Annotated in this window: 12 protein-coding genes; 5 read left to right on the forward strand and 7 right to left on the reverse strand. The window is 23.3% G+C overall.

Annotation, left to right across the window (positions count from 1 at the left end):
- The first annotated feature begins 199 nt into the window (after nt 1-199).
- On the forward strand, nt 200-2,197 hold the full coding sequence (locus Q1J60_RS06265; protein WP_300259663.1) for a KUP/HAK/KT family potassium transporter: 1,998 nt from the start codon (nt 200-202) through the stop codon (nt 2,195-2,197).
- 105 nt (nt 2,198-2,302) lie between these two features.
- Here the strand turns inward: Q1J60_RS06265 and Q1J60_RS06270 are convergent, their stop codons facing one another.
- Nucleotides 2,303-2,656 (reverse strand): hypothetical protein, encoded by a 354-nt coding sequence (locus Q1J60_RS06270; RefSeq protein ID WP_300259665.1) that lies wholly within the window; start codon nt 2,654-2,656, stop codon nt 2,303-2,305.
- 209 nt (nt 2,657-2,865) lie between these two features.
- On the opposite strand from Q1J60_RS06270, the gene Q1J60_RS06275 reads away from it, so the two are divergent.
- The gene (locus Q1J60_RS06275; protein WP_423249113.1) at nt 2,866-3,270 is read left to right on the forward strand and encodes a lactonase family protein; all 405 of its coding nucleotides are present in this window, start codon (nt 2,866-2,868) and stop codon (nt 3,268-3,270) included.
- 171 nt (nt 3,271-3,441) lie between these two features.
- Here the strand turns inward: Q1J60_RS06275 and Q1J60_RS06280 are convergent, their stop codons facing one another.
- Nucleotides 3,442-4,227 carry a histidinol-phosphatase gene (locus Q1J60_RS06280; protein WP_300259669.1) on the reverse strand — a complete coding sequence of 262 codons (786 nt, stop codon included), beginning with the start codon at nt 4,225-4,227 and terminating at the stop codon, nt 3,442-3,444.
- A gap of 235 nt (nt 4,228-4,462) precedes the next feature.
- Between Q1J60_RS06280 and Q1J60_RS06285 the strand changes: the two genes are divergently transcribed.
- Nucleotides 4,463-5,083, forward strand: a complete 621-nt coding sequence (locus Q1J60_RS06285; RefSeq protein ID WP_300259671.1) for a methyltransferase — start codon at nt 4,463-4,465, stop codon at nt 5,081-5,083.
- 50 nt (nt 5,084-5,133) lie between these two features.
- Here Q1J60_RS06285 and Q1J60_RS06290 read toward each other — a convergent pair whose 3' ends face one another.
- Nucleotides 5,134-6,129: a hypothetical protein gene (locus tag Q1J60_RS06290; RefSeq protein WP_300259673.1), complete on the reverse strand. Its 996-nt coding sequence runs from the start codon at nt 6,127-6,129 to the stop codon at nt 5,134-5,136.
- A 457-nt stretch (nt 6,130-6,586) separates the two neighbouring features.
- Here Q1J60_RS06290 and Q1J60_RS06295 point away from each other — a divergent pair, with 457 nt between their 5' ends.
- Entirely contained in the window at nt 6,587-8,236 is a 1,650-nt protein-coding gene (locus Q1J60_RS06295; RefSeq protein WP_300259674.1) for a GGDEF domain-containing protein, read from the forward strand.
- An 80-nt stretch (nt 8,237-8,316) separates the two neighbouring features.
- Here the strand turns inward: Q1J60_RS06295 and Q1J60_RS06300 are convergent, their stop codons facing one another.
- Nucleotides 8,317-8,439 carry a CPC_1213 family protein gene (locus Q1J60_RS06300; protein WP_300259676.1) on the reverse strand — a complete coding sequence of 41 codons (123 nt, stop codon included), beginning with the start codon at nt 8,437-8,439 and terminating at the stop codon, nt 8,317-8,319.
- Between the two features lie 678 nt (nt 8,440-9,117).
- Between Q1J60_RS06300 and yjeM the strand changes: the two genes are divergently transcribed.
- Nucleotides 9,118-10,740 (forward strand): glutamate/gamma-aminobutyrate family transporter YjeM, encoded by a 1,623-nt coding sequence (yjeM, locus tag Q1J60_RS06305; RefSeq protein ID WP_300259678.1) that lies wholly within the window; start codon nt 9,118-9,120, stop codon nt 10,738-10,740.
- Between the two features lie 444 nt (nt 10,741-11,184).
- Here yjeM and Q1J60_RS06310 read toward each other — a convergent pair whose 3' ends face one another.
- From Q1J60_RS06310 to Q1J60_RS06320, 3 genes are all read right to left on the reverse strand, one after another.
- Nucleotides 11,185-11,616 carry a MarR family winged helix-turn-helix transcriptional regulator gene (locus Q1J60_RS06310; RefSeq protein WP_300259680.1) on the reverse strand — a complete coding sequence of 144 codons (432 nt, stop codon included), beginning with the start codon at nt 11,614-11,616 and terminating at the stop codon, nt 11,185-11,187.
- Nucleotides 11,617-11,735: 119 nt separating this feature from the next.
- On the reverse strand, nt 11,736-12,038 hold the full coding sequence (locus Q1J60_RS06315) for a pentapeptide repeat-containing protein (protein WP_423249116.1): 303 nt from the start codon (nt 12,036-12,038) through the stop codon (nt 11,736-11,738).
- A gap of 30 nt (nt 12,039-12,068) precedes the next feature.
- Nucleotides 12,069-12,377 (reverse strand): pentapeptide repeat-containing protein, encoded by a 309-nt coding sequence (locus Q1J60_RS06320; protein ID WP_300259682.1) that lies wholly within the window; start codon nt 12,375-12,377, stop codon nt 12,069-12,071.
- Nucleotides 12,378-12,621: the final 244 nt, after the last annotated feature.

A 12,621-nucleotide genomic window follows, 5' to 3' on the forward strand; every position in this document is an offset into this window, starting at 1 on the left:
TTATATATTTTTTAATAAACTTTTTAATGTAAAAGTTTTAAAAAGATACAACTAATTTCTTTTTAATTTATAACTTTACATCACTTCATAATGGTGCTAGTATAATTTTTATTAGATTTTAATTTTTTGTGTACACATTAATAATTTTTTAATATTTTCAACTTAATAATTAACTTATGATAATAAAGGAAGAATAGATATGAGTACTAATAAAAGTTCTATTGAAAAAATTACTTTAGGAAGCTTTTTAATAGCCTTAGGAGTTGTTTATGGCGATATTGGGACTTCTCCTCTTTATGTTATGAAATCAATAATAAATGGTAATGGAGGTTTAGAAAGCGTTAATTCTGATTTTATCCTTGGAGTACTGTCTCTTATTTTTTGGACTATGACTTTATTAACAACAATAAAGTATGTTCTTATAACCTTAAAAGCCGATAATAAAGGAGAAGGAGGTATATTTTCTCTTTATACCTTAGTTCGTCGTCGTGCTAAGTGGCTTATTATACCTGCCATGGTAGGAGGTTCTGCTCTGCTAGCTGATGGAATGCTAACCCCTGCTGTAACTGTTACTTCATCAATTGAAGGTTTAAAAATTTTACCTAGCTTTAATAATATATTTGGAAATAATCAAAATATTATTATAATCATTGTCCTAGTAATACTAAGTTTTTTATTCTTTATTCAACATTTTGGTACAGAAATAATAGGTAAAATATTTGGACCAGTTATGTTTATTTGGTTTTCATTTTTAGCTATATTAGGAATTGTAAATTTATCAGGAAATTTATATCTTTTAAAAGCGCTTTCTCCTCATTATGCAGTAAAAATTTTATTTAGTCCAAATAATCATTTAGGTTTTTTTATTCTAGGAGGAGTATTCTTATCAACAACTGGAGCCGAAGCTTTGTACTCTGATCTTGGTCATGTTGGTAGAAAAAATATCTACTTTACTTGGCCTTTAGTTAAAATATGCTTACTATTAAATTATTTTGGTCAAGCAGCTTGGATATTATCTCAAAAAAATAATGCTAAATTATATAGAATTGAAAGCTTAAATCCATTTTTTGAAATGATGCCTAGTTGGCTTTTACTATTTGGAGTTTTAATTTCTACATTAGCTGCTATTATAGCATCTCAAGCTCTAATTTCTGGTTCATATACCTTAGTTTCAGAAGCTATTAAATTAAATTTATTCCCTAGATTAAAGTGTCTTTATCCTTCTAATTCTAAGGGACAAATTTACATGCCAGCTATAAATAGAATACTTTGGATAGCTTGTATAGCTATAGTTTTATATTTTAGAAGTTCAGATAATATGGAAGCAGCTTATGGATTATCAATAACTGTAACAATGCTTATGACATCCATACTTTTATTCAATTACTTATTAAAAAGAAAAACTCCATTACTAATTGCACTAATTATACTAGTCTTCTTTGGCTCTTTAGAATTTTCATTCTTAATTTCAAGTGTAGTTAAATTCGAAAAAGGTGGTTTTGTTTCAGTATTAATAGCTTTATGTATTTTAAGTGTAATGTATATCTGGATAAAAGGTCATTATATAAAAATGAGTCTATTAGACTATATTCCTATTGAAAATTATAAAAATCAATTAAAGGAATTAAAAAATGATGTGGATAGACCTAAATATGCAACAAATCTTGTTTATTTAACAAGTTCAGAAAAATACAAGAGAATAGAAAGAAAAATAATGTATTCTATATTAGATAAGAGACCTAAGAGAGCAGACGTATATTGGTTTGTAAATGTAATTGTAACTGATGAACCTTATACAGCTGAATATACTATAAATACATTTGGTACGGATTATATGGTTAAGGTACAACTTAAACTTGGTTTTAGGGTTAACCAAAAGCTAAATGTATTTTTACGTCAAATAGTATGTGAACTTATAAATAATGGTGATATTAAAGTTCAAAATAGAAAGTACACTACACTTCCTAACAGAAATGTAGGAGATTTCAGATTTATTCTTATAAATGAATGTTTATCATCAGAAAGCAAGCTTAAATCATGGAATTCAATGATAATTAAAGCTAAGCTTTTCATAAAAAAATTCACAGTTTCTCCAGCTAAATGGTTTGGCCTTGAATCTAGTGAAATTGAAATTGAAAATGTACCTTTAATATTAGGATACACTGAACACACTACTCTAAAACGTGTCTATAAATAAAGGGCTTTTATCAAAATAAATTTTCATAAAACTTACAAACATATTCTTTTCAGACTGTTTGTAAGTTTTATTATTATATTTTTATACAGACCTATTATTTTTATACTAAAAAGATTTTAACATCTCATCTCTTCTTCTTTTATTAACATAATTTGCAAATCTCATTTTAAATCTTTCAAATTCTTTAAGTTTATAAAAATTATTTAGATCAAAAGTAAGGAATAATGTATCAACAATTAAATACTTTAAATCTTTTAAATTATCTTTATTTTCTTCCTCAACCTGAATGTCATCAGTCTTTACTTTTAAATCTCCAATGGAATTTTGAAAATTTTCTAGATTGCTAATTACAAAATCTTCGCTGAATCCTTCAAAATTTTTATTTACTAGTTCCTCTATAAAGTCCACATAATTTTTATTTACATCTCTATATTCATCATAAATATTTACTAATTCCATTTCCTCACCTCATAGAAAATTAATTCATCTTAAATAGTTTAAACTTTCTCTATAAATTATAACTAAGCTATATATTTTTGTCTAATCAATATAATGTAGCTAAATTTTTATTTAATTCTTTTATCATACTTTGTATTTTATTTAATAATTCTTCTTCACTTAAAGTTCCTTCTAAAGACAATAAATTTATATGTGCTGTAAATTTAGGCATGGATAGAATAGAACTTTTTAAAATTAATTATAATAATACATTAAGTTACATAGAAAATCTAAGTTTTTATTGTACTAAAGTATGTAGTCCAAGGAATTTAGAATTTTCAAAGAATGGAAAATTTACATATGTTATATGTAAAAATAGTTCTGAAGTCATTATATTAAAATACTTAGGAGAAGAAGGATTTAAATTAGTTCAATATATTCATGTACTTCCAAATGGCTTTGGAGGTCAAAATTTTGGTTCTGCAATAAAAATAAGTCCATGTAACAAGTCCTTAATAATTGCAAATGAAAAATCTGATACCCTAACAATTTATTTTAAAAATCCAGATGGAACTCTAAAACTTCTAAAAAACGATATATTTATTCCATCTCCTACATGTATAAAATTTAAATAATAAAATAATTGTATTAAATTTTAATAATTCATATAAAAAAATAGAAAGGTAGTGTATCAAAATAACTTTTAATAAAATTTACAAACAGTATAAATTATAAATTCTTAGCCAATCTAAAAACTCTAGTAATACTGTTGCAAATTTTGTTATTATATTTTGATACCTAACCTTTTATTTATTGAATTCTAATCTATCTATAATTGTTAAATTATTTTCTTTAGCAAAGTTTAATCCCATATCTAAATCATACATTTCTTCTGGATTATGGGCATCAATCCCAACTATTCTTTTAACATTGTACTCCTTAGATAATTCCCAAAACTCTTTTATTGGATATTGATATCTTTCTCCTTTATTATAAGAAAGTTTATTCCTTCTCATTCCATTTACATTTATCTCTATAGGCATATTCATTTCTTCTGCAGCTTTTAAAATTCTTTTTGAGGCCTCTTCTGAATGTTTATCCCAATTTCTATATGTCATTCCAAATAAATCTGGATGAGCTAAATATGAAAAATATCCACTCTTAATTGCTTCTACTACAAAATCAGCATAAATCATTAAGATTTCTGGGGTTAATTCTATTGTTCCAACGTACACCCATTCTCCTTTATAAGGGAAGAAATGTACTCCTAAAGCTAAATAATCAGCATTATACTTCTCCTTCAGCTCTTCATAAAGCCATCCGAAATCTGGAAAATATTCACATTCTATTGATCTTTTTATTGATATTTTATCTCCATACTTATTTATAGCCTCTTCTATCTTTCCAAAGTAATCATCTAAATCTTCATAAGCCATTCTGTGATAATTATCTATATTCTTACCTGGATGCGGTAAATGATCTGAAATCCCAATTTCATCCATGTTAGCTTTTATAGCTTCTTTAACATAATCTTCAATAGTTCCTGTGGCATGGTTACATCTATATGTATGTGTATGATAATTGCTTCTCATTAAAATCCCTCCTGTGTATTTAAACATTCATTTACTATTGTATCTAATTATAAAAATTTGACCAACATTAGATTTGCATTCTATAATTCTATTATCTCTTCTTTAGTTTAATTTACATAAAGTATTTTCAATTAACTAAGTATTTCTCATCCCTAAATTTTAACTTGCCCTATTTAATGCAAAATACTATACTGATAGTTGTAAATTTAAATACTATTTTATGAAAGAGGAAACAATGAAAGAACAATACTTTGAAAAATTACTGAATATAAAAACTTCTGGAGAACAAAAAATATTTAATGAATCTCTACATTACAATAGATATGAACCTACATCTTATGATGTATTGGAAGCTATGTGTTCTCAATATGAATTTTCTGAAGAAGATTCCTTAATTGATTTTGGTTGTGGCAAAGGACGACTTAATTTCTATTTAAATTACTTTTTAAATATTGAAGTTACAGGAATAGAAATGAATAACTTCTTTTTTAATGAATGCTTAGAAAATAAAAAATCTTATTTGTCACAAAATAAATGTAAAAATGTTAAATTAAATTTTATAAACTGTTTTGCAGAAAGATATCATATAGATTCAAAGGATAATAAATTTTATTTTTTTAATCCCTTTTCAGAGCAAATATTTATAAAAGTTGTTGGAAATATTCTTGATTCTGTATCTAATCATGAGAGACCAGTAGATATTATACTTTATTATCCTTCTGATGATTACATATACTATTTAGAAAAATATACTCCATTTTCTTTAAAAAAGGAAATAAAGATTCCTAATAAGTATGAATATAATCCAAGAGAAAAAATCCTTATATATGAACTTAGTTATTTAAATTTAATATAAAATACTAAAAAAGAGAGTCTAATTTATACTCTCTTTTTTATCACTACTCCTTATCTTTCATAATTTAAAATAATTCTTTCATAAAATTCTTTAATCAAAGAATTATTAATTGTATTATTAGATGATAAAAATAAACTTATACTTTCGTCTTTTCTCCATGGGACAATAGAATTATCATATTTATTTTCTCTTAAATTTATTAATTCCTCTAATTCTTCTAAGAGAATTAAAAATTCATTTTTTAAACAACTAAAAATCTTATTATTAATATGATTTTTTTCTTCATTTATATTTAACAGCATTCTAAATAATTCATTTCTTATGGAATTTATTTTGGCTAATATTTTCTTATTACTCTTTATTATATCTAGAAAATCGCTGTCAAAATATTGATAAACATCCGTTCCTATCATAATAAATCTATCTATACTATTTAATATATCTATAATACTATAGATATACTCCTCATTTAATACATTTGAACTATTAGAAATCTTAATAAATAATATTTCTTTCAGTTCCTTTAAAATATATTCTATTTGCTCTCTTTGATTATTACTCCTATAATTTATTATTTCTTTATTTATAAAATCAAAGATTTCTAATTCCCATAATTTATAGTTACAATCCTTATCATTAATTATTTCATATAAATTAACATTTTTGTTTATACCATTATTATTTAAACTTCCTGAAGATACATAACAAAGCTTATCTGTTAGAATAAAATTAGCATCATTTACTGAATTTAATATAATAGCTATATTATTTTCCGAGAAATTTTTTATAAATTTAATTTCATTAACTATCTCTTTTTGATTTTTAAACCTATAGTTAAGTGGAAGTATTAAAATTTTAGGACAGTTAGCATTACTTAAAGCTTTACACACTCTTTTGGCGAAAGGAATTTCACTACATCCTAAAATAATATATTCTGGATTACAATTTATTATATTAACTATAATTTTCTCTAAATTTTCATCCAAACCTTTTATTCCTAAAGCAGCAACTGTACGATTATTTATTTTATTAACTCTGCTTCGCATAATTACTTATCAAGCTCTTTAAAGCTGATAATTACCTCCTTTCATAAATATAAAACTAGTATAAATAAATTCATATTTATCTCATTTCTAAAGTTAAATTTTGTAAATCCAAATAAAACATATACTTATTTATAAAGTCTCTTACTATTTATTTTAGTCAAACTCTGTATTTTGGTGAACTTTTAAAAATTATTTATAGATTTCTTAATTTTCCACAAATTATATATTTATTCATTTAAATTGATTATTTTTATATCCTTAATTTCATAGAGATTTTCTATTATCTAATTAAAAATAAAGTGATTATTTAATAATATTAATTAAGCTATTTAATATTAATTTAATTGTTAAGATTTTCTTCATTTTATATACATTTATTCAATATTTATGGTATACTTTTTAATTGTATGTCGATAAAAAAATTGAATTCTATCTCTTATTAAATTTAGGGGGATTTATGAAAAATAAAAAGAAAATAAATAAATATTTTTTAAATTCATTAATTTTTTTAATAATTATTACTTCATTGATAATTACTTGTTATAAATTTAAAGCAAATAAAAAAATAAAAAAATATATAAAAGAAACTAATATAATTTTACATAAATCAAATTTAGAAACTAAAAAGAGAAACTTTACAGAATCTCAAAATAAACTTTATTCAATTATATATAATAAAAATATGTTTAATAGTTTGCCAAATAATTTAAAGTTTGAAATTTACAATTCTTTGGCTATAATAAATCTTCAACAACAAAAATATTTAAATGCTTTATTTTATTATGAAGAAGCTTTTAAATATGCAGATAATGAGTCAAAAATAATTATTAAATTAAATATGTCATCAGCTTATAGATATATGGGAGCTTATGTTACTTCAACTAATATATTAAATAAAATACTAAATTCATCTTTAGTAATAAAAAAAGAAAATTCTTATCTTAAAGAATATACTTTATTAAATTTAGCTGAAACTTATTTTTTTGTAAATGACATAACTGATTTTAATTCTACCATAAAAGAAGCATCTCATATTGCTAATGATCTTAATGAAAATAGCCATGAAAATTTAAAAATACTTTTAAATTCATATTTAATAATAAAAGCAATATCAGAACATAATATTGATTTAGTACCAAACTATATTTCCGAAATAAAAAGGTTAGAAAATAAAGATACTGATGATATGTATTCTGAATTAGAAATGATAAAAACTCGTTCTTATGGTATGTACTATGATAGTATTGGAGATTTAAATTTAGCATTAAATTATTTTTCAAAACTAGAAGAATTAGCTGATAATGAAGGAGCTAATTATATTTCATTATTTTCTATTAGTAAAAGAATCTCTATTTATAGAAAATTAAATGATAATAATAATGCAAATAATTTAATAAACAAATATTACGAAAAGCAAACTGAAATAAAAGATATAAGCGACTATGAATTTAAACATTACATAGATAATAAAATTTTAAATAACCACGAATTACCATTTTTAAAAGATACTGTTGTTATACTAATCTTATTATCATTAGTATCTATTTTATTAATGATTTTCTACTTAAAAAAAGCTAGAGAATCCAAATTAGAATCTTTAAAAGATGGACTTTGTAATATTTATAATAGACGTTTTTTAGACTCTTACATTAATAATTTAGAAGAAAAAGATTTGCCTGTTTCATTTTTAATGATTGATGTAGATTATTTTAAACTTTATAATGATAATTATGGACATCAAGCAGGTGATTTTATATTAAAAAATATAGCATTTTTACTTAAAGAAAATTCTCGTAAAGAAGATATAGTTGCACGTTATGGTGGCGAAGAATTTTGTGTTTTATTAAAAGGTGCTTCTAAATATTCTTCTATTAGCTATGCTAAGAGAATTAAAGAAAATTTAGACAATCTTAATCTAAAACATGAATATTCAAATGTTTCAAACCACGTAACTTTTAGTATTGGAATATATACTACATATACTAAAAATGATTTAAAGAATGCAATTAAATTTTCTGATAAAGCACTTTATATTTCTAAAAGTAAAGGAAGAAATACATATACTTATCTAGAAAATTCCTCTTATGATTCTTCTAATTTTAATTAATATAAGGAAAGGTAATTTACAATAATTTACCTTTCCTTATATTAATTTAGATTGCTTTTATGTTTTTTAAAATCCTTAAATTACTTAAAAGTTTTTGGGATAAATTCATCTCCCTTTGCTTTTGGTTCTCCAAAAACAACTTTTACACTTTCACTTTGAGGATTATGATTTATATGTTTTTTATTATTATTTTTTTTACTCATTAATATCACCTCAAAAATATTGTGTGTACTTCCTTTCTCTTTATTCCTAGTATATATTAACTATTTATGAACTATGTTTTTAATAATTTAATTTTATCTAAAAAACACCTACGTATCTTTTAAATTTTTCTTCACTTTAAAAACAGTAATACATAACAAAAAAGAAGTTATTATGCTAAACCACCCTAAAATTGACCCTTCTATAATAAAAACTATACTGACTATTAAGAAATATATTAATCCTAAAATCCATAAATATCTTTGATCCTTTAATGACATTAAATCACCTAAAAACTTTATATATCTAAATTATATGATTATAAATCTTAAATTGTCTATTTTCTATAATTATTTTAAAAATTCATTTTTATTCAAAAAAAATATTTATATTATATTTAAGACGTATCACCTTAAATCTTAATAAATTAATCAAATAATAACAAACTAAAATTATACATATTAATTAATTTTATAAATTATGGTAAAATTATTAATTTTATACTAATAATATATAAAATTTACTTATTTTATAAAAATATATTATTTTTCATATATTTTCTTTTTATTTTTACTAACAAATCATTAATTTATTAACACAATTTGCTTTAATTTAATGTATATTATTTGTATACTTAAGAAAAATAAGGCTTTAAAAGTATATCTGAGAGGTGATTTTATATGGAATCAAAAGGAAAAAGTAAATTAACCCTAACAGCCTTAATACTTATGATTTTTACATCAGTTTATGGCTTTACTAATATGCCAAGAACCTTTTATTTAATGGGTTATAGTGGAATCATATGGTATATAATATCAGCAATTTTATTCTTTATTCCTTATGCTTTTATGATGGCTGAATATGGTGCAGCCTTTAGAAAAGAAAAGGGAGGTATATACTCCTGGATGGCTAAATCAGTAAACCCTAAGTTTGCTTTCATAGTAACTTTTATGTGGTTTTCTTCAAATCTAATATGGATGGTCTCTGTATCATCATCTATATGGATTCCTTTATCTAATGTTTTTTTTGGTAAAGACACAACTTCTACTTGGAATATATTTGGTTTAACAGGCCCTCGTGCAATGGCTGTGTTAGCTATAATATTACTTTTAACAATAACATTTATTTCTTCTAAAGGATTGAATAAAATTTCAAAAATTACATCCATAGGAGGAACTGTTGTTGCCTTAGCTAATGTAGTTTTAATTCTTGGTGGTTTTTTCGTACTAGCAAGTAATGGTTTTAAATCAGCTCAAGGTTTTAATATTGAACAGTTCATACATTCCCCAAACCCTGCATATCAGTCTCCTTTAGGTGTACTTGGCTTCGTTGTATTTGCAATATTTGCTTATGGTGGAATAGAAGTAGTTGGTGGATTAGTTGACCAAACTGAAAATCCTAAAAAGAATTTCCCTAAAGGAATAAAAATTTCTGCCTTTGTAATTGTTATTGGTTATGCAATAGGAATTTTATGTATTGGTTTCTTTGTTAATTGGAATAGAGACTTAACCGGCCCTGATGTAAATATGGCAAATATAGCCTATATTGTAGTAAACTATCTTGGTTATTACATAGGAGAAGCACTTGGCTTAAGTGCTAATGCTTGTATAATATTAGGTAACTTCTTTGCTAGATTTATAGGACTTTCAATGTTCCTAGCACTTATAGGTGCATTCTTTGCTTTAAGCTACTCTCCTTTAAAACAATTAATAGAAGGTACTCCTAAAGATATTTGGCCTGAAAAATGGACAAGATTAAATAAAGAAAATATGCCAGCTACTGCTATGTGGATTCAATGTATAACAGTAATAATATTTGTTTTATTCTGCTCAATGGGTGGAGAGGATTCATCTAAATTTTTTAACTATTTAATACTTATGGGGAATGTAGCTATGACATTGCCTTATATGTTTTTATCCTTTGCTTTTTCATTCTTCAAGAAGAAAAAAGAAATTGTGAAACCTTTTGAAGTATATAAAAATTATAAGAGTGCTTTAGTTTGGTCTATAATAGTAACATTGACAGTTGGTTTTGCTAACTTATTTACAATCATACAACCTCTTACTTCAGAAAATAAAGATTATGTTGCTGTAATATTCCAAATTTCCGGTCCTATTATATTTGGATTATTAGCATGGTTAATATATAGAAGATATGAAAACAAAGTACTAAAAAAACAAATTTCAAATATTGATAATAAAATTGATACAGAACTTGAAAAAATCGAAAAAGCTGAAGAAGAAATTACAAGCGAAACAATAGGAATAATAGATATACAAGTTCATGATGATGATTCCAAATAAACCAGAAGAAATATCATCTAAAATTAAATATAAAAATAAAGATTAATAAAAAATAATTGGTCATAAAAATATCTATGACCAATTATTTTTTATTAATCAATTTATTTTAATCTTTACAAGTGTCAACAACACATTTTTCTTCTCAAAAAAAACCATAGCAGTAGTTATAAATATAAAGCATACAATAACAATTTGAAATAGATAAAACATTATTTGCTTAATAGTTAATAGTATTGGTAAAACAGCTAAAACAATAATAATAAACTTTTTGAATGCTGTCTAAACTTACAATATTCATTTGTAAGTTCTATAAAAGCAACTATTAATAAAATAATATTAAATTTAACAGAAAAATATGTTAATATGCCTACTGTAATAAATATCTTCAATAATCTAATAAATTCTTTTTTTCTAAGTGAAGTATTTCTTTGATACAGCCCCTATTTATTTTAATATTTCTAATAATGAGTCTAAATTTTTCTTAAGTTCTAATATTTGATCTTTTTCTATTCCTAAAGAACAAAAAGCTTTTCTTGGCACATCTATCATCTTATCTTTTAAATTTCTTCCCTCATCTGTTAATTCAACTATTACCACTCTGTCATCCTCTTTTGATCTATATTTTATTACAAGATTCATTTTTTCTAACTTTTTTAAAAGAGGAGTTAAAGTTCCAGAATCAAGATGTAATTTTTCACCAATTCCTTTAACTGTTATTTTTTCATTTTCCCACAAAACAAGCATTGTTAAATATTGTGTGTAAGTTAAATTATATTCATCTAAAATAGGCTTATATTTCTTTATAACTTCCCTTGAAGAAGCATATAATCTAAAACAAAGTTGATTTTCTAATTTTAAAATATTATACTTATCCATATTAACTCCTTTTAATCATTCAAATATACTACATTAAATTTTATACAATTAATTATAAAATTAAGATATTACTTTTTTATTATATTGTCAATATACATTAAATATATAATATTATACTCCTATTTTATTATAATCCCTAAAAATTTACTTAACTCTAAAGCTTGATAAGTTGTAAAGATTCCACCTTTTAAGTTTTCCATGTTTAAATCTATATCATCTATATTACAAGTCCTAAAATCAATATCTTTAATATTTGTTCCTCTAAATATAGATTCTTTAAAATTAACATTTTGAAAATTCACTTTCTTTAGCTTAGTTTCTTGAATCACAGCTCCTGTTAAATCACAATCTCTAAATTCCACTTCTTTTAAAGTACTAAGAGATAAATTAATATATTTTCCTAAACAATCTTTAAAAGAAATATTATTTAATGATGATTCATCAAATCTACTTCATATGATTTTACAGCCTTTAAACTCTACTCTATAAAACCCACCATCAAAGAATTCACAATTAGATAAATCACACTTTTCAAATTTTACATCTGTCATATCTATTCTATTAAAATTACAGTTTATAAATGTAACATTTTTAAATATACATGAATCAAACTTTATTGAACTTTCCTCTAAATTTTCTATAATTACATTTTCTATTATAGCTTCCTCTAGTTTTTCTTCTTTTAAAATTTCTTCTGTTATATTATCTACCTTATTTAATTCTAAATGAATTTTAGGTAGCTCTATTTTCCAAACTTTCATACTTGTATCTTCTAAAATAAAAATTATATTTAATATGAATTATATCATAAAAATATGGCTCTAATTTACAATATAATTTTTAAAAATTTTTACATACTAATAATATAAACATATAGGGAGTTGATTTTATGAAAAGTAAAAACAAAAAAGATTATTCTAAAGAAAATTACCTAGCTAATGGGCACAAAACTCAAAATCAATGGGCTAAAAATCATATTAACACAAGTATAGAAGAGCCTGGAAT

It is taken from the genome of Clostridium sp., assembly GCF_029258205.1.
GTDB lineage: Bacteria > Bacillota > Clostridia > Clostridiales > Clostridiaceae > Sarcina.

What these genes read in the sequence shown, in the direction of transcription:
- Q1J60_RS06265 (WP_300259663.1), top strand. Translation starts at nt 200, where the DNA reads ATGAGTACTAATAAAAGTTCTATTGAAAAAATTACTTTAGGAAGCTTT.
- Q1J60_RS06270 (WP_300259665.1), bottom strand. Translation starts at nt 2,656, where the DNA reads ATGGAATTAGTAAATATTTATGATGAATATAGAGATGTAAATAAAAAT.
- Q1J60_RS06275 (WP_423249113.1), top strand. Translation starts at nt 2,866, where the DNA reads ATGGATAGAATAGAACTTTTTAAAATTAATTATAATAATACATTAAGT.
- Q1J60_RS06280 (WP_300259669.1), bottom strand. Translation starts at nt 4,227, where the DNA reads ATGAGAAGCAATTATCATACACATACATATAGATGTAACCATGCCACA.
- Q1J60_RS06285 (WP_300259671.1), top strand. Translation starts at nt 4,463, where the DNA reads ATGAAAGAACAATACTTTGAAAAATTACTGAATATAAAAACTTCTGGA.
- Q1J60_RS06290 (WP_300259673.1), bottom strand. Translation starts at nt 6,129, where the DNA reads ATGCGAAGCAGAGTTAATAAAATAAATAATCGTACAGTTGCTGCTTTA.
- Q1J60_RS06295 (WP_300259674.1), top strand. Translation starts at nt 6,587, where the DNA reads ATGAAAAATAAAAAGAAAATAAATAAATATTTTTTAAATTCATTAATT.
- Q1J60_RS06300 (WP_300259676.1), bottom strand. Translation starts at nt 8,439, where the DNA reads ATGAGTAAAAAAAATAATAATAAAAAACATATAAATCATAATCCTCAA.
- yjeM (WP_300259678.1), top strand. Translation starts at nt 9,118, where the DNA reads ATGGAATCAAAAGGAAAAAGTAAATTAACCCTAACAGCCTTAATACTT.
- Q1J60_RS06310 (WP_300259680.1), bottom strand. Translation starts at nt 11,616, where the DNA reads ATGGATAAGTATAATATTTTAAAATTAGAAAATCAACTTTGTTTTAGA.
- Q1J60_RS06320 (WP_300259682.1), bottom strand. Translation starts at nt 12,377, where the DNA reads ATGAAAGTTTGGAAAATAGAGCTACCTAAAATTCATTTAGAATTAAAT.